This window comes from Tahibacter harae (assembly GCF_024437735.1).
Classification (GTDB): Bacteria; Pseudomonadota; Gammaproteobacteria; order Xanthomonadales; family Rhodanobacteraceae; genus Tahibacter; species Tahibacter harae.
On the sequence record NZ_JANFQO010000003.1, the window covers coordinates 177,964 to 204,267 of the forward strand.

The 26,304-nt window shown below is 68.9% G+C and carries 22 protein-coding genes and 1 tRNA gene; 9 read left to right on the top strand and 14 right to left on the bottom strand.

The genetic code is table 11. The annotated features are described in order from the left end of the window. Positions 1-23 precede the first annotated feature (23 nt). Entirely contained in the window at positions 24-602 is a 579-nt protein-coding gene (locus NM961_RS04200) for a hypothetical protein (protein WP_255911596.1), read from the top strand. A gap of 239 nt (positions 603-841) precedes the next feature. Here the strand turns inward: NM961_RS04200 and NM961_RS04205 are convergent, their stop codons facing one another. The 3 genes from NM961_RS04205 to NM961_RS04215 all read right to left on the bottom strand — a co-directional run bounded on the left by NM961_RS04205 (position 842) and on the right by NM961_RS04215 (position 8,719). Continuing rightward, complete coding sequence (locus NM961_RS04205; RefSeq protein WP_255911597.1) at positions 842-4,732, bottom strand: chemotaxis protein CheB; 3,891 nt, start codon at positions 4,730-4,732, stop codon at positions 842-844. 258 nt (positions 4,733-4,990) lie between these two features. Then, on the bottom strand, positions 4,991-6,541 hold the full coding sequence (locus tag NM961_RS04210; RefSeq protein ID WP_255911598.1) for a hemerythrin domain-containing protein: 1,551 nt from the start codon (positions 6,539-6,541) through the stop codon (positions 4,991-4,993). Positions 6,542-7,198: 657 nt separating this feature from the next. Next, positions 7,199-8,719: a choice-of-anchor Q domain-containing protein gene (locus NM961_RS04215; RefSeq protein WP_255911600.1), complete on the bottom strand. Its 1,521-nt coding sequence runs from the start codon at positions 8,717-8,719 to the stop codon at positions 7,199-7,201. 148 nt (positions 8,720-8,867) lie between these two features. Between NM961_RS04215 and NM961_RS04220 the strand changes: the two genes are divergently transcribed. Beyond that, positions 8,868-11,330 carry a protein kinase domain-containing protein gene (locus tag NM961_RS04220; protein ID WP_255911602.1) on the top strand — a complete coding sequence of 821 codons (2,463 nt, stop codon included), beginning with the start codon at positions 8,868-8,870 and terminating at the stop codon, positions 11,328-11,330. On the opposite strand, the gene NM961_RS04225 is transcribed toward NM961_RS04220, so the two are convergent. Further along, positions 11,248-11,844: an ECF-type sigma factor gene (locus NM961_RS04225; RefSeq protein WP_255911604.1), complete on the bottom strand. Its 597-nt coding sequence runs from the start codon at positions 11,842-11,844 to the stop codon at positions 11,248-11,250. The genes NM961_RS04220 and NM961_RS04225 overlap by 83 nt on opposite strands. A 164-nt stretch (positions 11,845-12,008) precedes the next feature. On the opposite strand from NM961_RS04225, the gene NM961_RS04230 reads away from it, so the two are divergent. Further along, positions 12,009-12,938 (top strand): VWA domain-containing protein, encoded by a 930-nt coding sequence (locus NM961_RS04230; RefSeq protein ID WP_255911606.1) that lies wholly within the window; start codon positions 12,009-12,011, stop codon positions 12,936-12,938. A 39-nt stretch (positions 12,939-12,977) separates the two neighbouring features. Here the strand turns inward: NM961_RS04230 and NM961_RS04235 are convergent, their stop codons facing one another. Genes NM961_RS04235 through NM961_RS04245 form a run of 3 tightly spaced genes read right to left on the bottom strand, consistent with a single transcriptional unit; the run spans position 12,978 to position 13,896 of the window. Further along, positions 12,978-13,238, bottom strand: a complete 261-nt coding sequence (locus NM961_RS04235; protein ID WP_255911608.1) for a DUF5985 family protein — start codon at positions 13,236-13,238, stop codon at positions 12,978-12,980. Positions 13,239-13,242: 4 nt separating this feature from the next. Next, on the bottom strand, positions 13,243-13,500 hold the full coding sequence (locus NM961_RS04240; RefSeq protein ID WP_255911610.1) for a DUF5985 family protein: 258 nt from the start codon (positions 13,498-13,500) through the stop codon (positions 13,243-13,245). After that, entirely contained in the window at positions 13,501-13,896 is a 396-nt protein-coding gene (locus tag NM961_RS04245) for a hypothetical protein (protein WP_255911612.1), read from the bottom strand. A gap of 313 nt (positions 13,897-14,209) precedes the next feature. Between NM961_RS04245 and nhaA the strand changes: the two genes are divergently transcribed. Further along, complete coding sequence (gene nhaA, locus NM961_RS04250; protein WP_255911614.1) at positions 14,210-15,550, top strand: Na+/H+ antiporter NhaA; 1,341 nt, start codon at positions 14,210-14,212, stop codon at positions 15,548-15,550. A 352-nt stretch (positions 15,551-15,902) separates the two neighbouring features. On the opposite strand, the gene NM961_RS04255 is transcribed toward nhaA, so the two are convergent. Further along, positions 15,903-16,391 carry a hypothetical protein gene (locus tag NM961_RS04255; protein ID WP_255911616.1) on the bottom strand — a complete coding sequence of 163 codons (489 nt, stop codon included), beginning with the start codon at positions 16,389-16,391 and terminating at the stop codon, positions 15,903-15,905. 13 nt (positions 16,392-16,404) lie between these two features. On the opposite strand from NM961_RS04255, the gene NM961_RS04260 reads away from it, so the two are divergent. Then, positions 16,405-16,869, top strand: coding sequence for a hypothetical protein (locus NM961_RS04260; protein WP_255911618.1), 465 nt, complete (start codon positions 16,405-16,407; stop codon positions 16,867-16,869). 137 nt (positions 16,870-17,006) lie between these two features. On the opposite strand, the gene NM961_RS04265 is transcribed toward NM961_RS04260, so the two are convergent. The 3 genes from NM961_RS04265 to rplM form a co-directional block, all read right to left on the bottom strand. Beyond that, positions 17,007-17,080: transfer RNA gene (locus tag NM961_RS04265), tRNA-Gln, on the bottom strand. 72 nt (positions 17,081-17,152) lie between these two features. Then, entirely contained in the window at positions 17,153-17,545 is a 393-nt protein-coding gene (gene rpsI, locus NM961_RS04270) for a 30S ribosomal protein S9 (RefSeq protein WP_255911620.1), read from the bottom strand. 20 nt (positions 17,546-17,565) lie between these two features. Then, on the bottom strand, positions 17,566-17,994 hold the full coding sequence (gene rplM / locus NM961_RS04275) for a 50S ribosomal protein L13 (RefSeq protein WP_255911623.1): 429 nt from the start codon (positions 17,992-17,994) through the stop codon (positions 17,566-17,568). A gap of 143 nt (positions 17,995-18,137) precedes the next feature. Between rplM and NM961_RS04280 the strand changes: the two genes are divergently transcribed. Next, complete coding sequence (locus NM961_RS04280) at positions 18,138-19,382, top strand: (Fe-S)-binding protein (RefSeq protein WP_255911625.1); 1,245 nt, start codon at positions 18,138-18,140, stop codon at positions 19,380-19,382. 31 nt (positions 19,383-19,413) lie between these two features. Beyond that, a complete protein-coding gene (gene coq7, locus NM961_RS04285) occupies positions 19,414-20,064 on the top strand; it encodes a 2-polyprenyl-3-methyl-6-methoxy-1,4-benzoquinone monooxygenase (RefSeq protein WP_255911627.1) in 651 nt (216 codons plus the stop codon). A gap of 306 nt (positions 20,065-20,370) precedes the next feature. Here coq7 and NM961_RS04290 read toward each other — a convergent pair whose 3' ends face one another. After that, a complete protein-coding gene (locus tag NM961_RS04290) occupies positions 20,371-22,911 on the bottom strand; it encodes a S8 family serine peptidase (protein WP_255911629.1) in 2,541 nt (846 codons plus the stop codon). Positions 22,912-23,064: 153 nt separating this feature from the next. Then, positions 23,065-23,856, bottom strand: coding sequence for an adenosylmethionine decarboxylase (speD, locus tag NM961_RS04295; RefSeq protein WP_255911631.1), 792 nt, complete (start codon positions 23,854-23,856; stop codon positions 23,065-23,067). Positions 23,857-24,105: 249 nt separating this feature from the next. Between speD and crp the strand changes: the two genes are divergently transcribed. After that, a complete protein-coding gene (gene crp / locus NM961_RS04300) occupies positions 24,106-24,810 on the top strand; it encodes a cAMP-activated global transcriptional regulator CRP (protein ID WP_439334192.1) in 705 nt (234 codons plus the stop codon). Positions 24,811-24,959: 149 nt separating this feature from the next. Then, complete coding sequence (locus NM961_RS04305; RefSeq protein ID WP_255911633.1) at positions 24,960-25,631, top strand: HAD family hydrolase; 672 nt, start codon at positions 24,960-24,962, stop codon at positions 25,629-25,631. 92 nt (positions 25,632-25,723) lie between these two features. Here the strand turns inward: NM961_RS04305 and NM961_RS04310 are convergent, their stop codons facing one another. After that, the gene (locus NM961_RS04310) at positions 25,724-26,239 is read right to left on the bottom strand and encodes a hypothetical protein (RefSeq protein WP_255911635.1); all 516 of its coding nucleotides are present in this window, start codon (positions 26,237-26,239) and stop codon (positions 25,724-25,726) included. Between the last annotated feature and the right edge of the window lie 65 nt (positions 26,240-26,304).

The following is a 26,304-nucleotide window of genomic DNA, read 5'->3' on the forward strand; positions in this document are numbered from 1 at the left end:
CCGTGCCGGCTGACTATCGCCGCATGCGCCTGCGCCGCCTTCCCAAGCGACAGTTGCAGAGCGGCGGCGATGCCTGCGCGGCGCCGCTGGATAGCCCGGTGCGGCGCATCGCCCTGCTGCGGCATGCGGAGAAGCGCGGCTGCGAGCAGCCCGGCCAGCTGTCCGGCGTGGGTCATATGCGCGCGTTTGCGCTGCCGCACGTGCTGGCCGATCTGTCCCGGCGCGACGGCTGGCTGCTGGCGCCGGACCGGCTGATCGCCGCCGCCGACACGCCGCGCAGCCGGCGGCCTTCGCAGACCCTGGCGGCGCTGGGACGCCGGCTGGGTTTGCGCGTGCTGCAGGTGGACGCCGCCGCCGCACTGCCGTCGTCGCTGTTCGATCCGCAGATCCTGCCTGACTGGCACTTTGCCGTGATCAGCTGGCGCCGCAGCAGCATCCTGCGCGTGGCCCGGCTGCTGGGCGCCGCGCCGCAGGACCTGCCGGCGGAGTGGCCGCGCGAGCTGTACGACCAGATCATCCTGCTGGACTACGACGCGGCGGGCCGGGTCCAACGCACGCGCTGCGTGCGCGCGGACCAGGAAGTGCAGCTGCGGGACGGCTGAGCGGCCGGATCGGCCCAGGCAGAGTTGCGGCAGCAGCGGCAGCGGTTATCGCGCCGGCACCGGTTGGGACGGTGCGATCCAGCCAGATCCGCGCCTTCGCCGCCGCCGCGTGACCACGCATGGCACTGCGGCGCAGCGCACATTCAGTTTCTGCAATATCCACTTATTGAAATGACCGCATTACGACGGCCCGCCGGCTGCACACCCGCACGCCGGGCCGCCCCGGCGCATCCGCTTGCTCACGCCGGGCGGCTCTGCGCCACGATGGTCGCCGCCACCCGCGTCACGCGCGTGGCGAAGGCCAGTTCCTGCGGCAGCGGCGCGCGCGGCGCGTCGGAATAGACGGCGAAGCTGCCCACGAAGTGACCCGCCGCCGTATGCAGCGGAAAGCTCCAGCAGCCGCGGTAATCGAAGCGCCGCGCCAGCCAGCGCCAGGGCTCCCAACGCTGGTCGTCCGCCACATCCGGCGTGAGCACCGCCGTGCCGCAGCGCGCTGCCGCACCGCAGGCCAGCGATTCCGGGCCGACGAAACCATCCACCGCCGCGGCATAGGCCGGCGGCATGCCGACGATATGGCGCAATTCGCTGCCTTCGCCATTGGCCAGATAGACGGCCCCGCGCAGGCCGCCGCCGAACCGCTGCAACGCGGGCGCCAGCAGCAGGCCCAGGGACTCGCGCAGCGGCGCGCCATCCAGCGCCGCCACCAGCGCGCGCACTTTCGCCATCAGCCAGCTGCGGTCGCAGGCGCTCTCGCGCAGCGCGGCTTCGCTGCGGCCGCGCTCCGCCGCCGTCCAGATGCGTTCCACCGTTTCCTCGATGATGGCCACTTCCGCCGCCGACCATTGGCGCGGCTCGCCGTTGCTCACGCCGAGCATTGCCACCAGCCGGCCCGCCCGGCACAGCGGCGCGCCGACGCTGGCGCGCGTGCCGGCGGCGTAGCCGCTGCGCACGGCCTCGCCGGCGGAGAGCGCGGCGCTGTCGGATACGACGAAGCTCCTGCCGTCCGCGTAGGCAGCGCGCGGTTCCATGGCCAGCGCGTCCAGGCGTATGGGCGCCGAGAGCGGCGCGCCGTCCTCGGCGTAGCCGCCGCGGGCGAGCAGATGCTGCTCGGCCGGATCGATCTCGAAATACTGCGCAGCGTTGATGCCCAGATGATGGCCCAGCACGCGCATGGCCTGGGCCTGGGCCGCGGCGGGATCGCCGATCGAACGCAGCGTGTCGCTGAGTTGCAGCAGGAAAACGTGGCGTGCTTCGCTCGCGCGCAGCGCCGCGTCGGCGCGTGCGCGCTCCAGCACGGCCTGTACCCGCGCCACCAGTTCGCGCGGCGCGAACGGCTTGGCGATGTAGTCGTCGGCGCCGGCCTGCAATCCCTCGATCGCGGCCTGCTCGCTGCTGCGCGCGGTCAGCAGGATCACCGGCAGATGCGCCAGATGCGGATCGCTGCGCAGCCGCCGCAGCAGCTGGAAACCGTCCAGCTCCGGCATCATCACGTCAGCCAGCAGCAGATCGGGCGCCTCCTGCTGCGCCATTGCCAGCGCCTGCGCACCATCGGCGGCCAGCTGCACCTGCCACTGCGTGCCGAGCAGGCGCAGCAGGTAGTCGCGCAGATCGGCGTTGTCGTCGACGACGAGCAAGCGCGCGCGCGGCGCTGTCGCTGCGGGCGGATCGCTGCCGCATCCGGCGTCGGACGCGGCAGCACCCTTGTCCGACCAGCGCGCGGCCTCGTCGGCCAGCGCGGCAGCCAGCCGCGGCGGTGCGGCCGGCGCCGGTGCCGCGTCCTGGGCGCGCATGCTCTTCAGCGGCAGCCACACCGTGAACGTGCTGCCCAGCCCTTCCACGCTGTGCGCGGTGAACTGGCCGCCCATGCGCTGCACCAGGTTCTGCACCAGCGCCAGGCCTATGCCGGCGCCCTCGGCCGTGCGCGCACGCGCGCCGCGCACGCGATGAAAACGCTTGAAGATCTGCGGCAGTTCGTCGGCCGGGATGCCGACGCCGCTGTCGGATACTTCCAGCTCGGCGTGCAGGCGCAGCGCTTTCAGCCGCAGGCGGATGCCGCCCTCGAAGGTGAACTTGAGCGCATTGGAAAGCAGGTTGGATACGACTTGTTCCCACATCGCCGCATTCACCGGCACCGGCGGCAGCGGCTCTATCTCCAGGTTCAGCGTCAGGCCGGCCGCCTCGATCGCGCTGCGGAAGGCGCTGGCGATCTCGCGGGTCTGTGCGCCCAGATCCGCCGGAGCCAGCAGTGCGCTGCGCCCGTGCATCCCGATCTGGGAAAAATCCAGCAGGCTGTCGACCAGCCGCGCCAGCCGGCGCGCGTTGCGCAGCGCCGTATCCAGTTCGCTGCCCAGCGGCGGCGGCAGCGCTTCGCGTGCCCGCGCCAGTTCCTCCAGCGGCGCCAGCAGCAAGGTCAGCGGCGTGCGGAATTCATGGCTCACGTCGGAAAAGAATTCGGTCTTGGCGCGGTCCAGCGCGGCAAGCCGCTCTAAACGCTCGCGCTCCAGCTCCTTCGCGCGCGCATCGCCCAGTGCCGCACCCACCTGCTGGCCCAGCAGCTCGACGAAGCGCGCATAGGCCGGGTCGTAAGGGCGGTGCGGGTTCAGGCCCAGCACCAGCAGGACCTGGGAATCCTGCGCGCCCGGCAGCGGCATCAGCACCGCGCGCGTCGGGCAGGCGGATGCGTCGGCGGCCTGCGGCAGCAGTTCGAGTCCGGCAAAGCGCCGCGGCAGATCTTCGACGACGAGCAGCCGGCCCGCTGCGGCGGCATCGGATATGCCGGCCAGCGGCCAGCTCGACCCTTCGGCGTCGTCGGCATGCACGAAACGCGGTGCCCCGGCACTGCCCGGCTGCAGGCCCGCGGCGCAGGCCAGCGTGGCCTGGCGGCGCGGCTTGTCGACCAGGTAGAGCAGCGCGAACGGCACGTCGGACGCATCCACAACCAGCGCGTCGGCGGCCAGCGCGCAGGCTTCGTTGCGGCCGGCCGCGCCGGCCATGCGCGTGCCCAGCACCTGCAGCAGCCGCAGGCGCCGCTCGGCGACCACGCTGGCAGTCGTCTCGCAGCCGATAATGTGGACGCCGCTCACATCGCCGGCAGCCGTGCGGACCGGCGAATAGGCGAAGGTGACGAACACTTCCTCGCGGCTGTCGCAGCGGTCGATCAGGAAGCGGTAGTTCTCCCCGCTTACCGCAACACCCTCCGTGCGCACACGCTCGACCGCCGGCGCCATCGCCGGCCAGATCGCGCTCCAGGTCGCGCTGGCCGGACCGCCCAGTGCCTGCGGATGCTTGCCTGTGCCGAGGAACCGGCGCCAGGCTTCGTTATGCAGCTGGACCAGCTCGCGTCCCCAGCAAACCGCCATCGCCTGGGTGGACTCGGCCATCAGGCGCAGCAGGAAGCGCAATTCCAGCGGCCAGGACAGCACACTGCCCAGCGGCGTGCGCTGCCAATCCAGCTCGCGCGCCGCGCGCGCCACCTCGCCGGTTTCGCCGAACGCCGCGGCGACAGCGGCCAGTTCCGAAGACGCCCTGGAACGCTGCGCGCCGGCGGCGATGCCGGCAAGCACCTGGCCCAGTTCATCCAGCGGAACCACCATATCCGCCGCACCCGCGGCGATGGCGGCCGCGGGCATGTCGGCGTGCTCGGCACCGGCCGGCGCCTGCACCAGCACCTGGCCGCCCGCCGCGCGCAGCGCGCGCGCACCGTTGGCGCCGTCGCTGCCCATGCCGCTGAGGATCACGCCGATGGCGCGCGCGCCGAAACTGTTCGCGGCGGAAACCAGCAGGCGGTCGATGGGATAGTCGAGTGCGCCGCCGGGATTGTCGGAAATCGCCGCTGTCGCATCCGGCAGCACTTCGACGAAGGTGCGCGGCGGACACAGCCACAGTGTGCCGGCGGCGACAGGCTGGCCCTGGCGCAGTCTTTGCGCCGCCAGCGGCAGGCGCTGCAATACGACTTCCGGCTCGGCGCCCGGCGGCAAATGCAACAGAACCAGCAGCGGCAGCGGGAAATCCGCCGGCAACCCGCTGACCAGCCGGCGCAGCGCCGGCAGCCCGCCGGCGGAAGCACCGACTACGAGGATGTCGTAGCCGGTTTCCGGCGCGGTCTGAGCCTGAGCCTGGTTGATGTCCATGATTCCGGCAGCTTAGCCCAAGAACACGACGACAGCTTGGGCGCAATCCCGGCCGTTGCTGCACTGTACGGCTTTGCGCGGCGCTGCGGATGCCGCAAATGCCGCACTGTATTTCAAGCAGCAACCGGCGGCGGGCCGTAGCCGCCGTATGCTGGCGTAGTCAGCGCCGTATCCGCGCCAGCGGCGCCGGCACGAATGCCGCCGCACCACCGCGCCGCGCCGTGAAGGCGCGGCGCGGTGGTGCGAGCGCCGGCGGAACTAGCGGTTCTGCCAGCCCCGGCGCGCCGCCTCGGCATGGCCGCGCGAATCGCCGAACCAGCCGCCGTGGCCGCGGCCGTCGTCGTCATCGTCGCGCGAACGCGAACGGCGCGAGCGGTCATCGTCGTCATCGCGCGAACGCGAGCGGCGCGAGTCGTCGTCGCTGCGCGAACGCGCGCTGCGGCCGTCATCGTCGCGGTTGCGCCAGCCTTCGCGGGCAGCCTCGGCATGGCCGCGCGAATCGCCGAACCAGCCGCCGCGGCCGTGGCCGCGGCCGTCATCGTCGTCATCGCGCGAACGCGAACTGCGCGAATCGTCGTCGCTGCGCGAACGCGCGCTGCGGCCATCGTCGTCGCGGTTGCGCCAGCCTTCGCGGGCAGCCTCGGCATGGCCGCGCGAATCGCCGAACCAGCCGCCGCGGCCGTGACCGCGGCCGTCATCGTCGTCATCGCGCGAACGCGAACTGCGCGAACGATCATCGTCATCGCGCGAGCGGCTGTAGCGGCCGGAGCCGCGGTCGTCGCTCTCGAAACGGCCGTATTCGTCGCGGCTGCGGCCGCGCGAGCGGTCGTCGTCGTCATCGCGCGAGCGGCTGGAGCGGCTGGAGCCGCGGTCGTCGCTTTCGAAACGGCCGTATTCGTCGCGGCTGCGGCCGCGCGAGCGGTCGTCGTCGTCATCACGCGAGCGGCTGGAGCGGCTGGAGCCGCGGTCGTCGCTCTCGAAACGGCCGTATTCGTCGCGACTGCGGCCGCGCGAGCGGTCGTCGTCATCGTCGTCGCGGGAACGGCCGTAGCGGCCCGATCCGCCGTTGTCGCTTTCAAAACGGCCGTATTCGTCGCGGCTGCGGCCGCGCGAGCGGTCGTCGTCGTTGCGGCCCTGATCCCGTCGGTATTGCGATGCCATGGTTTGGTTCTCCTCAACGTTATCGCCCAAGGCGAGTTGGAGCGAAACCGGCCGCGGCGCATCCACGCGCCCGTCCGGCATCAGCTCCTGTTTGCGAGCTTCGACCTTGCGGCCAAGCTCGTTCATGTCCACGCCGGCAGCGCTCGCCTTGGCGATGATTCCGTCCTTGGGCTGCTCCTCTTCGCGAACGTGATGCTTGATCTGCTCGCGCAGTACGGCGACTTTCGCGTCGTAATACGCACTGGACGGATCGCCGCTGAGCAGCTCGGCAATCAGGATCTTGGCGGCGTCGTGTTCGACCTGCGCCTCGTCGAGCATGGCGTCTTCCACGCCCTGGGCGCGGCAGGCCGGATAGAAAAGCTCTTCCTCGATCTGGGTGTGATGGATCAGCTCTGTGCAGATCTGCCGCGCGGTCTCGTACTTTTCCTGCACCGACTGCTGCGATTCGTACTGCGCGAACAGCGCCTCGACCTTGCGGTGATCCTTCTTCAGCAATGCGCCCGCATCGGTCTTGGCGGATTCTTCGGCGGGCTTGCTGCTGGTGGCTTTCCTGGCGGCGGAAGACTTCGCCTTGCCGCGCGCCGCGGTTGCGGCGGAGCTGGCTTTCTTGCCGGAGCGGGATTCGCTGGCTTGCTTGCGTGCTTGCATGGACCGGACTCCTGTGCGGGTGCCCGATCTGACAGCAATGATCGTACCTAACGCGCGTTGCGCTGAATTCATGCGGGAAACACCGCCCGGCAGCGCCCGCCGCAGGGATGAGGCAAAGAATCTTTTTCCACTACGGGAATGATTTTCAACCTGCGCGCCGTCCTTCAGCGCGGCTGCCGGCAGGCAGGAGCCGCGGCGGCGCCACAGCGGCGCGACACAAGATCGCCCGACCCGCGGCCGGTGCCTGCTCCACCTGCCGTCGAGGAAGAACGCGGCCGGCATCGGCCCTGCGGTACCGATCTTCCCGCGCCGGTTCATATACGGTGCCTGCGCTACCGGCACAAACGGATCTTCCGGCGGGCTGCGCCGAGCATCGGCATGGCGCACGCGGCCAGTGCCAGCGGCACGGATGTGGTGCGACGTCGGCGAACACCGTGCGGCGCGCTGCGCGCATCCGCTGCACGGGACTGGTGTGCACGCGGCGCAGGCCGCGCTTCCCAGCTGTCGACGTGAGCTGCGGGTTTCGCGCATCTTGCAGATGTCGACGCCCGCGGGCAGCGCAGAATGCACTGCCCGCGCATCTCCGACACACGGACGCAGCAGGTCCTGCTTCAGGCAAACACGGGTGCAGCCCGGCTACCTGACGGCAGCGCCCGCTCAGCGCAGCAAAGGCGCTTCCATGTCGTCGGCGAACAGCGACGCCTCGCGCTGCAGCTCGTGCGCGCCGATGTCGCAGAGTGCGCTGCCGTCGGCATCGCCGTCGGCCGGCCGCGCCTCGTCGCGCGCATCGCCGGCGGTGCAGACGAATACCGTGCCCGAGCCCGGTGCGTCCGCATTGCCAGCGTCGATGACGGGGCTGCCGGCGAACAGGTCGATGACCGGAATATCGTGCAGCGCGCTGCCGGTGGCACGCAGGCTGCGGATGCGCAGGTCGCCAGTCTCGATATAGCTGAAAGCGTCGAGATAGCTGCAGCTCGTATCGGCGAACAGGTTGGACCCGGTGCCGTCCAGGCCCGCAGGCAGCCCCGCGGACGAACACAGCGCGCCGCCGTCGGCGCTGGCCGCAAACAAGTTGTGCGTCGCGGCCGCGACGCTGCTGTTGGCGCCGGCCGCATGCAGGTGCGCGCCGAGTCCGCTGCGGCCGCTGTTTTTCCAGAAGCTGTTGTTGCGCAGGTCCAGGCGCGTACCGACGAGATGCAGGGCGGGCCCGCTGATATTGCCGGCGAAGGTGGTGTTGCTGAGCACGACATTCATCGTGCCCGGCAAGGTCGTCAGCGACGCATGGAACGCCGCGCCGTTGCCGCTTTCGTTGTGCAGGAACAGCGACTGGCGCACGGTGGTCGCGGTGCGGTCGCGGGCATAGAGCGCGCCGCCGGAACTCAGGCTGGCGCCGCTGGTATGCACGGCGCGATTGCCGATGAACTGGCTGCGCAGCACGGTCAGCGTCCCTGTACCGGCGACGACGGCGCCGCCGGCGGCGCCGGTGCCGCCCGCGCCTATGGCCTCGTTGCCCTCGAAGCGCGAGTTCTCTATCCACAGATTGCGGCGCACATCGAACGCTCCGCCCGCGGTCGATCCCAGGGCGCGCGCCAGGTTGCCGCTGAACCGGCTGCGGTAGACGAATACATTGCCCTCGGCATAGACCGCACCGCCCAGCGCCAGGCCGCCGGGCTGGATGCTGACCGCGCGGCAGTCCTGCAGGGTTACGCGGTCCAGCGTCAGGGTGGAGCTGCTGTCCGACACGCGCACGCAGCCGCCGCGGTCGTTGCTGGCAAAGCCGCGCTGCAAACTCAGGTCGCGCAGACTCAGCGCCGCCGATGCGCCCACGTCAAATACACGCACGGCGTGGTTGCCGTCGATCACCAGGCCCGGCGAGCCGCTGCCGTCGACAGTGAGTGTCGTGGCCGACAGCGCCGGCAGCGGCGCCGCCAGGCTGATGATGCTGTTGAGCGGCAGCGCGAAGATGACCGTATGCGGTCCGGCGCCCGCCGCCTGCGCCTGGGTCAGGGCTTCGCGCAGACTTCCCAGACCGGCGGACGCGGCCGAGGTCACCAGATAGGTCGCGGCCTGGGCCGTGCCCGCCGCGGCGGACACGAGCAGGGAAAGGCACAGCGCGGCGCGGCGGATGCGGCAGCGGTACGCCACGACACGGCGGCGAGTGGATGCAACAGCAGACATGGACTAACTCTCCCGGGGAAACGAGCCTGCCCTTACGGCAATGCGGCGCGAATCCGGACAAGCGCACGCGGGCGCCACTGCTGCCAGGTTGTCTGCACGCGCGGCATCGCCGATGCTGGCGGGCCGGACCAGTCACGGAGAACGCCGCGTGCCGAGTGCTGACAACTGGCCCCAGGTGGAAGCGCTGTTCGACGCCGCCTGGGAACTCCCCGCGCCGCAGCGGCGCGACTGGGTGCTGGCGCAGGAAGCCGCGGCCGCCGTGCGCGAGGCCGTGCTGCGGCTGCTCGACGCCGCCGAACACAGCGACGGCTTCCTCGGCACTGTCGATCCGGCCGCCGGCGCCGCCGTGCCGGAAACGCCGCTGCCCGCCGGCGAGCGTGCCGGCGCCTGGCGCATCGTGCGTCCACTGGGACAGGGCGGCATGGGCGATGTGTACGAGGTCGAGCGCGCCGACGGCCATTTCGCCCAGCGTGCGGCGCTCAAGCGCATCGCGCCGGCACGCAATCCCGATGCGGTGCGCTTCCACATCGAGCGCGCCACGCTGGCGCGGCTGGAACACCCGGGCATAGCCCGGCTCATCGACGGCGGCCTGCTCGGCGACGGCCGCCCGTTCATGGTCATGGAACTGGTCGAAGGCCTGCCGGCCGACATCTGGTGCGAACAGCAGCACGCCGATGCCGCTGCGCGCGTGCAGCTGCTGCTGCAGGTCTGCGACGCCCTCGCCTACGCCCACGGCAAGCTCGTGGTACACCGCGACCTCAAGCCCTCAAACATCCTCGTGGACGCACACGGCCGCGCCCGCCTGATCGACTTCGGTGTGGCCTATCTCGCCGATGAAGCAGCGCCCGCACAGGACAGGGCACCGCTGTCGCCAGCCTATGCGGCACCAGAGCAGATCGCGGGCGCGCCGGTGACCACGGCGACGGACGTGTACGGCGCGGCCGCGGTGCTGTATCACCTTCTCGCCGGCCGTCCGCTGCGCCAGTCCGCAGGCCTTCCCGGGCTCGCCGCTGCGCTGGACGCGCTGGACACGCCGCCGGCGCGGCTCGCCGGACTTTCCGCGCACAGCCCCTGCAACAGCGCCGGCCGCGCGCTGCACACCGATCTCGCGGCGATTCTGGCCCGGGCGCTGGCCGTGGACCCGGTGGCGCGCTATCCCACCGTGGAAGCGCTGCGCGACGATCTGCAGCGCGCCCTGCAGCGCGGCATCGTCGCCGCCCGGCGGGACGAGCCCGGGCATCGCCTGTACCGCACGCTGTGGCGCCTCAAATGGCCCGTGGCAGCCGCGGCGGCCGTCGCCGCCAGCCTGGTCCTGGGGTTGGGCCTGGCGCTGCGCTACGCCAGCCAGGCGGCGCATGAGCGCGATCAGGCACGCATCGAGCAGGCGCGCCTGGAAGCCGTGCAGCAGTCGGTTTTCCACATGTTCCGCAGTGCCGGCGAAATGAAAGGCGGCTCGGCCACGGCCAGCGATGTGCTGGAGAGCGCGGCCCGCCGCATCGGCGAGGAGTTCGCGCGCGATCCGGCCCAGGCCGCGCCCGTGCTGCATGCGCTGGGCGAGCTGTACTTCCTGATCACCGACTATGAGGCGGCGCAGCCGCTGCTGCAGCGCCTGGCCGGAGCCGATCCCGGCGTGGTCGACCCGGCCCTGATCGCCGCCGCCCGCTACGACCTGGCCCAGGTGCTGTATCGCCGCGGCGACGCGGAAGGCGCCAGGCCGCTGCTGGCGCAGGCACAGCAGTTCTGGAGCATCGACCCGGCTCGCTGGGAGAGCCGCACCGTCGACAGCCGGCTGCTGCAGGCCCAGTTGCTGCGCAGCGCCGGCGAACACGCCGCCGCCGCCGGACTGCTGCAGGCCGCCCTGGCCCGCCGCGTCGAACTGAGCGGCCCGCACCACCGCGAGACTGGCGTGTTCCATAACAACCTCGGCGTGGCGCGCTTCGCCAGCGGCCAGACCGAAGCGGCGCGGACTTCGTTCCGGGCCGCGCGCGAGGTCTGGCAGGCCGCCGGTCTGGCGCAATCGCCGGACGCGCTCAACACGCTCAACAACTGGGGCTCACTGGAACTGGCCGCGGGCGATCCCGCGGCGGCCGAGCCGTTGCTGCGCGAAGCCGTAGCGCTGCGCCGCCGCTTCTACGGGCCTTCCGCCGCCACGGCCGCCCTGCTCAACAACTACGGCAAACTGCTGCTGCAGCAATCGCGCGCCAGCGCCGCCCTGCCTGTGCTGCAGGACGCCGCCGCCATGGGCGCGCAGTTCGCCGGCCACGGCAGCCTGCACCATGTCGCCGCGCTGGCCGCCGCGGCCGAAGCCCAATTGGACCTGGGCCACCGCGAAGCCGGCGCCAGCGACGCCGCTATCGCGCTGGAAGCGGCGCTGGCGACGCTGGGGCCGGACCATATCGGCACAGCGCTGGCAAGCCTCGCCATGGCGCGCCTGCGCCTGGAGCAGCAACAGCCGCGCGCGGCCGCCGTGCTGCTGGACACGGTGGAGCGCATCGCGGCGGCGGCCGGCCCGTCCGGCGCGCGCCTGCTCAGCCAGGCGGCGGCGCTGCGTGCGCGCCTGCCGGCTCCGGCAGTTCGCCCAGCGCCTGATAAAGCCACGCCCGCGCCTTGATCCAGTCGCGCCGCACAGTGCGGTCGGTAACGCCGAGCACGCGCGCGGTATCGGGTTCGGAATAGCCGGCGAAGAAACGACATTCGATCAGCCGGGTCAGGCGCGGATTGAGCCGGCTCAGCTGCTGCAGCGCCTCGTCCAGGGCCAGCAGGCGTTCGTCGGAGACCCAGAACGGCTCCGCGACGGCCTCCAGTGAATCGACCGCGCCGCCGCCGTGCTTGGCGCTGAGCTTCTGCCGCGCATGATCGACCAGGGCCTGGCGCATCGCCAGTGCGGCGGCGCGCAGGAAATGCAGTTCGCCCTGCCAGCCCTCGCTGCGGCGCAGCTTGAGATAGGCCTCGTGGATCAGCGCCGTCGTGCACAGGGTTTCGCCCGCGCGCATGCGGCGCCGCTCGTGCCGCGCCCGCTTGCGCAGATCCTCCAGCAACAGCGGCATCAGGAATTCCGCCGTACTCAGCACTGCAGCCTGATCCTCCAGCCCGGGATCCGCAGGCCGCTGCTTGTCCTCCCGCATTCCTGTCTCCGGCAATCCGTTGCGCCGACCTTAGCAGATAGTCCGGCGGCCACCCGACCAGTCCGCGAGGCGCGATGTCCGCATTTCGGCCGGTTCTCCGTAGAGGGCGGCCGCAGCTGTCTTTCCGTCCGCTGCGGCCTGTATCAACCCATGGAGAATTCGCGATGTCCCAGTTTTTCCGCTGTATATCACTCGCCTGCACGCTGGGCCTTGCCGGCGCGGCGAACGCTGCCGGCGACCAGGCAATGCTGGTACTGGATGCCTCTGGCTCGATGTGGGGCACGGTGGCGGGAACGAGCAAGATCGAGGCCGCGCGCAAGGCCGTGGACAGCATGCTCGACACCTGGCCAGCCGGCACGGAACTGGGCGTGATGGCCTACGGGCACCGGCGCAAAGGCGACTGCGACGATATCGAGGTCCTGCGTGCACCCGGCGCCGTCGAGGCGGGTGCATTGCGCAGCCTGGTCGCGGGCCTCAGCCCCAAGGGCATGACGCCGATCAGCGCCGCCGTGCGCAAGGCGGCCGATACGCTGCGCTTCACCGAACACAAGGCCAGCGTCATCCTGGTCAGCGACGGCGAGGAAACTTGCAATGCCGATCCCTGTGCGCTCGGCACCGAGCTGGAAAAACTCGGCGTCGATTTCACCGCCCACGTGGTCGGCTTCGACCTGCCTGCCGGCAAGGCCCGCGAGCAGTTGCAGTGCCTGGCGCAGGCGACCGGTGGACGCTACCTTGAAGCCCGCGATGCCGGCGATCTCGCCGCTGCGCTCAAGCAAGTCGCGGCCGCACCTGCGCCGGAACCGGCCGATCTGAAATCGGGCGATGCGTGGATGGTCGACGTCAACCTGTTCCTGGGCTCCTATCGCGTCGTGGATTTCACCACCCAGCAGACGGCCGAAGAATGCCAGGCGCTGTGCCTGGCCGAAGCGGCGTGCAAAGGCTGGACCTATGAAGGAACCGGTACGTATTTCGTCAATCATCCGCGCTGCCATCTCAAGGGCGAAAGCGCGGTGCAGAAAAAGTACGAGGAAAACATGGTTTCCGGCGTGAAACCCGGCGTACGCATCATCCTGCCGGAAGAAGGCGAACCCTGAGGCATACGCACGGCCGCGCGCCGCCGACGGCGCGCCGGCCTAGCGCCGCTGCGGCCGGTTCTTGTCGAGAATGCCGACGAGGATGAGCCCGTAGGAAATCACGCGCAGCACGTAGACGGCGGGACCGCCGTCGTCGGCCCAGCGCAGGGCGACCTCCAGTGTGCGGCCCAGGGCGTCGAGCCAGAACGCGGCGGCGAAGAAAAGGAAGATGCGGTCGGCGGTGCGCCCGTGGAAACGCAGAAAGACCAGCCCGGCAACCCAGGAAGCCATCGCGACCACGCCGGCGAGGAAGTCGATCATGGTTTCACTCGCTCCGGTAGACGAGTCCGTAGAGCAGCAGGCCCATGGACGCCGCCGTCACCAGCAGACGCGGCGGCCGCAGGTCCAGGTCGGGGATGACGAGCTTGTCGAGAATGAGAAGGACGTTGCTCACCATCAGCCCGCAGAAGCACAGGCCGCTCCAGAACAGCAGCTGGTTCCTCGTGCGGCGATACGCGCGCAGCAGCAGAAACGCACAGGCCAGTGCGGTCAGGGCGCACAATCCGTAAACCACGCTGGCCATTCAGGTCTCCTTGCGAATGCGGAATGCGTCGGCGAACGCCTGGGCCGCCTGGGTCTCCGGCGACGGGAGTTCGGCGGAATGGATCAAGCGCGACACTTGCACCAGATGCCGCGCATAACACGAAAGCACTGCATCGAGAATGGCGTGCAGCGAATCCGTGCGCGGCCGGTAGACGGCACCACCGTCACGCGCCTCGATCGCGCCCAGCTGCTGCAGCTTGGCCAGCAGTTTCTCGGCGTGGGCCTGGGAAATATACAGCCGCGCCGCCAGGCCGGCGGACTGATGCGCGGGCGCGCCGTTCTCGCGCAGCAGCAGCAATGCCTCCAGATCCGGCACGGTCAGGCCGTTCATCAGGATGAACCGGCGCACCTCGTCAGGAATAGGGTCTGGATCCACCGGTCGCTTCCACGCCGCCGCACCATGCGCTGGGCCTGCAGCGTCAACCGCCTGCCTGCATACCGGGGCCGAATGTATAGCGCATCGCCGGCAACGGTAAACCCGCGGCGTCTGCGGACCTCGCGCCTGCCGGCAAAACGCGCCGGACGCGGAGCATGCTGCGTGCGGCGCACATAGCTGGTGCCTCGCGGCGAGGCCGCAGACCTCGCGCTGGCCGGCAGAGCCCGATACACTGCGCGCCGGGTGTCCGTTGCACAGTGCGACGCGGCAGGTTGCAGCGCTGGTCGGGCCGCCGCGCGGAGTCGCCGTGCCCATGCATCACGTTCCCGAACGCCACGCCATTCCCCGTGCGCAAGCCCTGGCCGAGCGCGCCTTCGCCACGGTCGAGCGCTTCCTGCATATCGAAGCCGTCAGTGGCATCGTCCTGGTCGTGGCAGCCGTCATCGCCCTGGCCTGGGCCAATTCACCCTACGCGGCAAGCTACGAGGCCCTGTGGCATACGCCGCTGTCCGTCGGCATCGGCAATTTTGTCTTTTCCCAATCGCTGCATTTCTGGATCAACGACGCGCTGATGGCCGTGTTCTTCCTCGTGGTCGGCATGGAGATCCGCCGCGAAATGCACGAGGGCGCCTTGAGCGATCTGCGCCAGGCCGCCCTGCCGGTGGGCGCGGCGGTAGGCGGCGTGATCGCACCCGCGCTGATCTACTCCGCCTTGAACAGCCCGCCCTCGCAGCAGCTCGGCTGGGCCGTGCCCACCGCTACCGACATCGCCTTCGCCGTAGGCGTGCTCGCCCTGCTCGGCCGCGCCGTCCCCAGCGGCATCCGCGTATTCCTGCTGGCGCTGGCGATCATCGACGACATCATCGCCATCCTCATCATCGCGCTTTTCTATTCCAGCGGACTGGATTTCACCGGCTTCGCCATCGCCGCGCTCGGCATCGTGCTGGTGCTGGGGCTGCAGCGCATCGGCATAGGTTCCGCCTTCGGCTATGTGCTGCCGGGAGCACTGCTGTGGATCGGCCTGCTGAAGGCCGGCATCCATCCGACCTTGGCCGGCGTGGTGCTGGGCCTGCTGACGCCCGTGCGTTCCACACCGATGCGCGAAAAGCCGCGCGAAGTCGTTACGCGCGTGGCCCAGGATCTTTCCCAGGACGAGGACTACCGGGCGGAACAGCTGGCCAAACCGGCGCGCCAGCTGCGCCTGGCCCAGCGCGAACTCGTGCCGCCCGTGGTGCGGGTGCAGATGGCCCTGCATCCCTGGGTGGCCTTTCTGATCATGCCGCTGTTCGCACTCGCCAACGCCGGCGTCAGCCTGGGCGGACTGGAACTCGATGCCGCAGGACCGCAGCACGTACTGATCGGCGTTGCACTGGCCCTGGTCGTGGGCAAGCCGCTCGGCGTAGTCGCCGTCAGCGCACTGATGGTGCGGCTGGGCCTGGGCCGGCTGCCGCCGGGCGTGTCCTGGAGCGGCATCGTGCTGGTCGGCCTGCTCGCCGGCATAGGCTTCACCATGGCGATCTTCATTGCGCTGCTGGCCTTCAAGGACGCGCAGTTGCTCAGTGCGGCAAAGCTTGGCGTATTGGTGGGATCGTTGGTGGCTGCGGTGATTGGTGTGGCATGGGGCATGGTGTTTCTGCGCCGGCAGAAGGGATAAGGACGCAGCTGGAGCCCGCGATGCCTCGCCTGGCTTGAGGAAATGTATCGGCAGAAACCCCGGTTCAATCGGCCGGCGACTGCGCAGGTTGCGGTCCGAGTCCATCTTTCTCGACAAGTAGCGGATCTTCTCTCCATCTCCATCACAACTCCGGAAAGCAGCGCCCCCGGGGCTTGCCATGCCTGGACCGCCGACGTGCACATCTGAGCATTTTTCCAGACCGCGCCTTCCTCCATGGACGACAGGCAGCCGAATGCTGCAGCAACGCAAGCCCATGCTGCGCATGCCCACATGGAAGTTGCATCACGCACCTGGCGCTCCCAGGCCGCTACCCGGTGGACACGCTTTCGTTTCAGCCTGTCGCCGCGCGCTCCGGGATGGGCCTGCCCGCCCGCAGGGCATCGACCACGGCCTGCGGATCGCTTTGTCCCCAGTAGCGAAAGTGCAGCATGCAGGGACCATCGCCGCACAGCGCCGCGACGCTGCTCTCCATCGCCAGCAGCTGCGGCACGCTCCATTGTTGCGCGATGACGCCGATGCAACGTGCCGGGCTGCCAATATCGATCAGCCAGGTGGCTTGCCCTCCAGCGATGCTCGCCAAGGGACAGGCACGACGCGCCGCTGCAATCAGATCCGGCAAGGTGACAGTGGCTGGCAGCGAGACCGTCGCCTGATGCGGTTCGGTGTCGTCGCCGGCGCAGACGCTGTCGCGGTCGATGATGAACGTAATTGCGTGCATCGCATGACACCCTGCGGCCGGTCCGGACGCCATCTTGGCAGTTGTCCGCGCCATGCCCAAGCCGAAACGGACTACATCAAATACCCGCAGCGAGCTTTGCACAGGGCCTGGCTCGTTGCGCGTTTTGCTGGAGCGGAACGGGCGCTGGCTGAATGCGGTTCTCCCCGGCGACGGTCAGGGCGACTGCACGACCGAATCCTCCGTCCCCACCAGATTCGACATTCCCCTCAGACGACGCACAACCCAGTCGCTGCCGCTCGTCGATGCGGTGTTCCTGCATGGCTCGCCCGCTGTCGGCAACTACCTCGAGGCCCAGCGCCGGGAGCGCGTCCGGGGCCTCAACGACAACTTCGCCGACGAGATGCCCCACCCCCACGAAAAGCTGTGGCAGGAACAGTGTCCTTGCTACAGCCATGAAGCCATCGCCTTGGAAGACGGCCGGCCCATGCCATGGTCTGACGGCAGCTGGTACGCACTGCGCGAGAAAGAACTGGTGCCATGGACATTTCCGGACGAGGAACCGTGGGAGGAAGTCTTCCTCAACGGGAATGACTATCAGGTGATTCGGCGCATCACCTGAAACTCGCGCAGCGCCGCGTTTGTAGCCACAGCGAGTGCCGGCAAGTCACCTCAACGAGCGGTGCGCGCGCCCGCGGGAACACCGATGCGCCTGCCGGAAAACAAAAAGCCCCCGATTGCTCGGGGGCTTTTTGTGTGTGGCTGGGAGACTAGGATTCGAACCTAGATAAACGGAGTCAGAGTCCGTTGTCCTACCGTTAGACGATCTCCCATCAACTTGTCGCAGTACGCGCTCTGACCGTGTGCGTGCTGCGTTCGGAACTTTCTGTTCCGGTGAAGCGGGATTAACGCTTCGAGAACTGGGTGGCGCGGCGGGCTTTGTGCAGGCCGACCTTCTTGCGTTCCACTTCGCGGGCGTCGCGGGTCATGAAACCGGCTTTGCGCAGCGAGGACTTCAGGCCTTCGTCGTATTCGGTCAGGGCGCGGGAGATGCCGAGGCGGATGGCGCCGGCCTGGCCCGTGGTGCCGCCGCCTTCGACGGTGACGAGGATGTCGAACTTGTCGCTGACCTTCAGCAGTTCCAGCGGCTGGCGCACGATCATGCGCGCGGTTTCACGCCCGAAGAAGGTGTCGAGGGTCTTGCCGTTCACCGTGATGTTGCCGGTGCCCGGACGCAGGAACACGCGAGCGGCGGAGGTCTTGCGACGGCCGGTGCCGTAATTCTGTTGCAGTGCCATTTGCTCTATTCCTGCGGAAATCAGAAGTCCAGCGCCTGCGGCTGCTGGGCGGTGTGCGGATGCTCGGCGCCGGCGTAGACCTTGAGCTTGCGGTACATCGCGCGGCCCAGCGGGTTCTTCGGCAGCATGCCCTTGACGCCAATCTCGATCACGCGCTCCGGATGGGTCGCGAGCATATCCTTGAGCGAGGTGGACTTCAGGTTGCCGATGTAGCCGGTGAAGCGATGATAGAACTTGTCGTCCATCTTCGCACCGGTGGCGTGGATCTTTTCTGCATTGACGACGACGATGTAGTCGCCGGTGTCGACGTGCGGGGTGAACACGGTCTTGTGCTTGCCGCGCAGACGCAGCGCGATTTCGGAGCACAGCCGGCCCAGCGTCTTGTTGGTCGCGTCGACGACGTACCAGTCGCGCTTTACGGTCTCAGCCTTCGCGCTGATCGTTTTCATGACAAGAAACCTTGTGCCAAAAGGGGCAGGGAAAGGCGCGGGATGATAGCGGCACATTCCCGAGGGTGCAAGCCCTGGGATCGGTGGCGATCCGGCCTTGGTCCCGACGATTGCCGGGGGCGCGGATGCTAGCATGACAGCCAATGTCTGCAACATCCCCCGCCCGCGAAGCTGCCGCATCCATCGTTGCCCTGGCCGACCAGTGCGTGCTGTGCGGGCTCTGTCTGCCGGCCTGTCCTACTTATACGGTGGCGCGCAGCGAGGCGGAATCCCCGCGCGGCCGCATCAGCCTGGCCCGGGCGCTGGCGGGCGGGACCTTAGCTGCGGAAGGCCCCGGCCTGGCGCATCTGGAGCACTGCCTGGGCTGCCTTTCCTGTGAAAGGGTCTGTCCTTCGGGCGTGCAGTACGGCCGGCTGATCACCGCGGCGCGCCAGGCCATAGCCGCGCCGCCGGGGCGGCACCAGCAGCTTCTGTATGTATTGGCGGCGCGGCCGCGCTGGATACGGCGGCTGGCGGCACTGGCCCGTGGCCTGCGCCTGCGGCGCTGGCTGCAACCGGTGCTGCGGCGCAGCCGCTGGAAACAGGCGGTGCTGACGCGCGGATTGAGCCTGTTGCCGCCACGGGCCGGCGTCCTGCCCCGGCCGCAGGCAACGGCAAGCCTCCCGCGCGGCCGGATCGGCCTGTTCCTGGGCTGTTTCGCCTCGGCGTTCGACCGCGACACCCACGCCGCCGCCCGCCTGCTGCTGCAGGCGCTGGGCTATGCGGTGGTCGAACCGGCCGGACAGGCCTGCTGCGGCGCGCTGGCGCGACATGCCGGGCATACGGCACCGGCGCAGCAGCTGGCGATGCCCACGCGCGAGGCATTCCTGGCCAGCGGCGTGGATACGGTGCTGGTCAGCGCTTCGGGCTGTTACGGCACGCTGCAGGAATTTACCTTTGCCGATACCCCGCTGCAGGTGCGCGAGATCAGCGAATTTCTGGTCAGCGATGCGGCCTTCGCCGCGCTGGAATTCGCGCCGCTGGCGGTGCGCGCGGCACTGCATCTGCCCTGCTCGCTCAACAATCGCGTACGCGCCGCCGCGACGACGCGGCAGTTGCTGCAGCGGATTCCGCAGCTCGACGTGCAGGCCCTGCCCGCCCAACCGGCCTGCTGCGGCGCCGGCGGCACGCATATGCTGACCCAGCCGCAGCTGGCCGACGCCTTGCGCGACCAGCGCATTGCCCAGGTGCAGGCGCTGGCGCCGCACCTGTTGCTGACCAGCAATATCGGCTGCCGCCTGCATCTGGGCGCGGGCGTTCCGGCCGTCGAGATCCTGCATCCCATCACCCTGCTCGCGCGCCAATTGAAAGCGGCGCCGACCGGCCTCACTGGCCGGCAGGCAGACTGAATTTCTTGCGCCTTTATCGAGGAAACCAACCATGTTCACGCGCAACTACAGCCGGCTGGACCGCCTGCTGGCCCAGGTCGAACACGCCATGGCCACATCGCTGGGCGCGCGCCCGGAAGCGGCCCGGGCCAATCCGGCCGGCGAACTGCCCGCGGCGGAGCTGGACGAGAACGAACGCCGCCACGCCGCCGGCCTGATGCGCATTAACCACACTGGCGAGGTCTGCGCCCAGGCGCTGTACCTGGGCCAGGCCGCGGTCGCGCGCGACGAAGCCACGCGCACGCAGCTGCTCGACGCCGCGCAGGAGGAAACCGATCACCTGTCCTGGTGCCATGACCGCCTGGCGGAACTGGACAGCCGTCCCAGCCTGTTCAACCCGCTGTGGTATGCGGGCGCCTACGCCATCGGCCTCGCCGCGGGGCTGCGCGGCGACGGCTGGAACCTGGGCTTCGTGGTGGAGACCGAGCGCCAGGTCGAAGCGCATCTGGACGAGCATCTGGAACACACCGGACTGCCGCAGCAGGATGCGCGCAGCCGCGCCATCGTCGCGGTGATGAAAGACGACGAGGCGCGTCATGCCGAACATGCCCTGGCTGCCGGCGCGCGCCTGCTGCCGCGGCCGCTGCCGGACCTGATGCGCGCGGCGGCGGCGACGATGAAGGCGGTGGCCTACCGCCTCTGACGCGACGCCAGGGCTTCGGCCCGAATCCCGCACGATCACTTGTATACAGCTTGGCGTAGTGGACAACGCCTTCCCGCACCCGGAATGCTGTGCACATGACCGCGCCCCGCACGACGGGAGCGCAAACCGCACGCTACGAAGCGTTCCATCTCGCCGCCGATCCCGCCAGCGCGGCGCCGATCGCGGCCCTGGAGCCCTGCCGCAGAAACCGGGGAGCGGCTCAGCCCCCGCGGCGCGCGAGCGGCGCTGAAGCAGGAAGCGCGGCAGACGCGAGGAATACACCTTCGCGCCTGCCGCAGCGATAACTCATTGCGGACAGCCTTCCATGCCAGTGCGGAAGATCAGGTTGGAATTGGCCGTGATGTTGAAGGAATTGCTGGTGTCGCTGCTGCGGCTGGGCGCCAGTGCCTGCAGGCGGTAGCTGCTGCCGACCGTGAACAGGGTTACATTGTTGAATGTTGCAATACCGGCGGCCACCGCACGCGGCGCGCCGCCGATCACCGGCGAATCGTCGCAGGTGCTGCGCACCAGGCGTACCTGGGTGGAATTGTCGCTGGTGACCAGGTTGCCGCTGCTGTCCTCCACGCGCACGGTCACGGTCATGCCGACACCGGCCTGGCTGGTGACCGGCTGCTGCAGGAAACGCAGTCGGCTGGGGCTGCCGGTGGTGATGTTGAATGCATTGCTGTCCACCGCCGGCAGCGCGCCGGCCGTGGCGCGCAGGGTGTAGCCCACGCCGCCGAGGTCTAGGGCCAGGCTGTTCCAGGTCGCAATGCCCTGCACGAAGGCCGCGTTGCCGCCGCCGCTGAGCACGGCGCTGCCGCCATTGGGATCGTTGCCCAGGGCGATGGAGGCGCCGGCCAGCACGCCCACCGGCACGACCAGGCCTTCGTCATCGAGCAGGCGCACCTTGATCGCCGGGCTCAGCGTATCGCCCACCCCGGCGTTGCCCGGCTGCTGCAGGAAGGCCAGTGCATTCTCGCGCTGGAAGCGCACGCGGCCGTAGCCGTAGCGGTAGTCGCGGCCGGCCGTCGTGCCGAGGTCGTTGCTGCCGGTCGCGGCCAGGGTGCGCAGCGGAGTGACGATGAGCGTGTCCAGCGTGGCGGAATTGATCGGTATGCCGTTGCGCTGCATCAGCAGCGCCGCCATGCCGGCCACGTGCGGCGCCGAGGCCGAGGTGCCGGTGAAGCTCGTCGCCGGCGGCGGATTGGTGCCGCCCACCCCGTAGCTCACCGTGCTGACATTGTCGAAGCTGGCCACGTCCGGCTTGAGATTGGGATCGGTAGCGGCCGAGGTCGACGGCAGTCCGCCGCCGCTGGCCAGGACCGGGCCTTCCGAACTGAACGGCTCCTGCGGATTGTTGCCGGCCGTGGCGACATTGATCGCGGCGACGCTGACGACATTGGGCGAATCGGCAGGAAAGCCCAGGCTGCGCTCGGGTACGCGCTCGTTGAGCGGAATGTTGGCGAACACCTGCAGATTGTCCGTAGCCGTGGTGCCGACCACGCGGGTCACCGCGACGGCGTAGCTGGAGGAATTGGCGGAACAGCCGCTGGAGGTGCCGCTGGCGACGTAGGCCAGGGTTTCCTGCGGCGTCTGCCCACTGCCGCCGTTCTGGGGGAAGGTCGACTGCGCCACCGGCAGGGCTTCCCAGGCCGAGCCGCTGGACGCGCGGCGGTACAGGTACAGGTCGTAGTTGTGGTTCGCACCGGAGGAAAGCCAGTTGTTCCAGAACAGGTCCACGGCGATGGTTTCGCCCGCCGGAATGCAGTAGAGCCCGCCGCTGCCATTGCCCAGGGCGTTGTAGATCACGTTGGAGCCAGTCCAGTCGTGGAAGCTGCTATTGGCGCCCGTGGCCGGATCGAAACGCCCGCCCCAGTGCTGCTGGCGTTCGTTGCCGGCGGAATTGACCACCAGCACGCCGCGGTTGCGCGCCCAGCCGGCGGCTTCGGCGATGGAGCCGGCCAGGGCGGTGCCGTCGCCCTTGCCGTCCAGCGGCGCGCCCAGCGAGGCGGAGATGATCTGCGCGCGCACCGCGCCGGCGGAGCCGCCGCTGCTGTTGAGATTGGCCGCATCCAGGATGGCCCGGCGCCAGTCGCCGACGGTCAGGGTGTCGTAGGCGCGGAAATTCGCGCCGGGCGCCGTGTCGTAGACGATTTCCAGCGTGGCGTTGCCATGCCTGACATCCAGGCAGCCGAAGCTGGCGCAGCCGGCGGCGCCGGCGTCCTTGTAATTGAGCAGGGTGATGCGCGAGTCCGGCGGCCAGTCGTTGCTGGCCTGCAGGTTGTTCACTTCGTTGTTGCTGTTGTCGAAGGTGTCGATTACGGCGACCACGATGCCGCTGCCGTTGAGCGCCGGCGTGTTGGCATGCCAGAGGTTGGCGCGGCCGGCGGCCACGCCTTCGCTGGTGCGGTTGCCGACATGGTGGCGCACCAGCCGGGCGGGCCGGATGCTGACCACATCGTCGTCGCGGGCCAGGTCATACAAGGCGCCGCGCGGCAGCACGGCCTCGAACAGCTCGGCGGACAGGGTATTGCGCACGTCGGCCCGGCTGCGCGCCAGTGCCTGGCCGGCGCGGTCCTCGCCGGCGCCGGGCTGGAAACGGACTTCTACCAGCACCGCGTCGCCGGCGGCCAGGGCCGCTGGCAGGCGGGCGGCACTGTCCGCGAGCGGCGCGCGCAGCTGGGCGTGGATCTTGCGCGCGACCGGATCGTCCGTGTCCGCCGGGATCTGCGCCGGTTCCTGCGCCGCAGCGGGATCCAGCGCCAGGGTGGATTCAGTCAGTTCGGCGGCCTGGGCCAGGCCCAGCGCCGACAGCAGCGGTACGGCATACAGAAGGCGCGACATGAGCACGGCCATCGCAACGGGGAGGAATTGCGAAATGCTAGCAGCGGCGCCGCAGGGATCCGTTAACCAGGCCCGGCCAGATACACCGGCCGTAACGAAAAAACCCCCGACCGTCGCCGGCCGGGGGTTTGTGTTACAGCAATTGCGCGCCGCTCAGGCCAGGTTGCGGCCGTGGAACAGCTCTTCGATCTCGTACTTGAGCTGCTGCTCGATGCGCAGGCGGTCCTTGAACGACAGGTCCGAGGCGTTGGCCTCGAACAGATAGGTGTCGAGCAGGAACTCCTTCACATGCATCTTGGTGTGGAAGATATTTTCCTGATAGACGTTCACGTCGATCATCTCGTAGCGCTGCTTGATGCCCTTGCTCAGGTAATCCTGGATCGAGTTGATCTTGTGGTCGATGTAGTGCTTCTTGCCCTTCACGTCGCGGGTGAAGCCGCGCACGCGGTAGTCCATGGTGACAATGTCGGACTCGAAGCTCTCGATCAGGTAATTCAGCGCCTTCAGCGGCGAGATCACGCCGCAGGTGGCCACGTCGATGTCCGCGCGGAAGGTCGCTATGCCGTTGTGCGGATGCGTTTCCGGGTAGGTGTGGACGGTGATGTGGCTCTTGTCCAGGTGCGCGACCACGGCGTCGGAGATGACGTCCTTGCCGGCCTGCTTCTTGTCGATGATCGGCTGCTCGGAAATCAGGATCGTCACCGACGCGCCCTGGGGATCGTAGTCCTGGCGTGCGATATTGAGGATGTTGGCGCCGATGATGTCGGCCACGTCCGTCAGGATCTGGGTCAGCCGGTCGGCGTCGTACTGCTCATCGATGTACTCGATGTAGCGATCGCGCTGCTCCGGCGTCACCGCGTAGCAGATGTCATAGATGTTGAAGCTGAGCGCCTTGGTCAGGTTGTTGAAACCCTGGAGCTTCAGGCGCGGGAGCGGCTTTACCACGGCGTCATACCTCGCAAAGGCCGGGGTGGGGGGAAAGGGCGCGGATTATGGACCATTCGGGTTACGGTTTACACCAATAGCTGCCGGTCGGCCCCGAATTCGTTAAGCCGCGCCGCTTTGGACTAAGATGGGCGCTTGTGCGGCGGTCTCTAGGGGGAGCCGGCGCGATCCCGCCGGGCCGGACCGGCCGACCGAATAGAGAGCCGCGGCGTGGCTGCGCGGCGTGCTGAGGAATTGGGGCATCTGGGCATGCAGAAAATCGCTGACTTCCGTTACAACCTGCAACAGGCCGTCAACAAGGTGCAGGCGCCCCCGATGCTGGTGCCCGACCGCGCGGCCATGGAGCGCTTCCTGGGCCAGTGCCACCGCCGGCGCTACCCCAGCAAGACGGCGATCATCCGCCCGGGCGACTCGGCCAACATCCTTTACTACATCATCGACGGCTCGCTCACCGTACTGACCGAGGACGAGGAAGGCCGCGAGCTGATCCTGGCCTATATCAACCGCGGCGAGTTCATCGGCGAGATGGGCCTGTTCGTGGAAACCCCGCGGCGCGAGGTCATGGTGCGCTCGCGCACCCCGGTGGAACTGGCCGAGATCAGCTACGAGCGCCTGTTCCACCTGTTCGAGACCACGCTGTCGGCCGAATGCCCCAAGATCCTGTTCGCGATCGGCTCGCAGCTGTCCAATCGCCTGCTGCACACCTCGCGCAAGGTCAGCCGCCTGGCCTTCATGGACGTGACCAGCCGGGTTGCCAAGACGTTGATTGACCTGACCGAGGAACCGGATGCGATGACCCATCCCAAGGGCAGCCAGATCCGCATCTCGCGCCAGGAAATCAGCCGCATCGTCGGCTGTTCGCGCGAAATGGTCGGCCGCGTGCTCAAGCAGCTGGAAGACCAGGGCATGATTACGGTGACCGGCAAGACCATTGTCGTGCTCGGTACGCGCTGAGTCCGGCGCAGCCGGCGACGGGCCGCGGCGAAGCCAACGCCTTGGCCGGCCCCGAGGCCGCGGCGATGCAACACTCCACGTCGACAGCCGCCGGGTCCAGGCCTGCGCGGCAACCCGCACCTGACGAGACAGCCGGCCGCAGTCCCGTCGTGTCCGCTCCGCCCTCCAGCTCCGGCCAGACCGCCGTCTTCGACTTCGACGGCGTGCTGCTGCGCGGCGACAGCTTCGCCGGCTATCTGCAATGGCGCGGCCGGCGCAGTTACCGTACCGCCCTGCCCGCCTTGCCCTTGCTGCCATTGCTACCGCTGCTGCGGCATCCGCGCACCCTGCCCTGGGCTGCGCGGCTGTTTTCCCGTGCCCTTACCCTGGGTCTGGACCAGGCCCGCTTTGAAACCGAGGCTGCCGCCTTCTGCCGCGACTGGCTGGCCCGCCCCGGCCGCGTGATCGAACCGTTGCTGGCCCGATTGCGCGCCCACCAGGCCGCCGGCGACCGCGTCGTCGTGGCCAGCGGTACGGCGCAGTTCCTGCTAGACACCTTCCTGCGCGAACTCGGCGTCAGCGGCGTCACCGCGCTGGGCAGCCCGCTGGAATTCCACCGCTGGGGCCTGCGCTCGCCGCGGCACAACTACGGCGCGACCAAGCTCATCAGCCTGGCGGAGATCGGCGTGCATGCGCCCTGGGCGGTCAGCTACAGCGACAGCCATGCGGACCTGCCGATGCTGGCCGCCGCGCGCCAGGCAGTGCTGGTGCAGCCGAGTGCGAATCATGAGCGGCTGCTGCGGGAGGCGTTGCGGTGTCCGGTGGAGGTGGTGCGGCTGTAGCAATCAGCCTCCCGCTGATGACCGACAGAAGCCGCGCAGACAAGCGCTTGTGGCGCGACAACGGCTTTCAGATTCGCGGCGTAGAGATTTGGCTACGCGGCCGGTTCTTCTGCGGGCCCCACTGCAAGCACATCCAGCAAGCTGGCTGCCGCCATTCCCAGCTCTCCCTTGCATGCTGCAGGCGGAGCGATCAAAGGCCGCAGTTGTAGCGTGCGTGACCACAGCGCTGCCTGCACCGGAACAGGTTCGCTGGCTGATTCAAGGATGACAGTCCCGAAACCCGGTTCCGGGCCGAAAGATCCGCACAGATCGGTCAAAGAATCCAGCGCCGCGAAACGGGCCCACTCGCCCCCATCGCGCAGCACTCGCTCCAGAAACGGAAAGATTCCCAGCACCACCGGAAAGTAGCTGCCGCTGTGATTGTTCCCGACCGCATACAGAAGCAGGCTGGCAGCAGCGCGGGCATCGACAAGGTTCTGCGCACGCCAGGTCCGCAGGTAGGCCGTTTCGAAAGTGCCGGCCGTATTCGATGCCGGCTGCGGCCAGCGCTGCGGATCAGGCAACATGCCTGCGAATGACGGGGCGGCCTGAGTGTGTTCAGAAGTCATGTCACTGCTCGCAGGGCAGCTGACCGCTGCCCTCGACGTCCACCTGTTTGAGGAGCGGAGGTTCC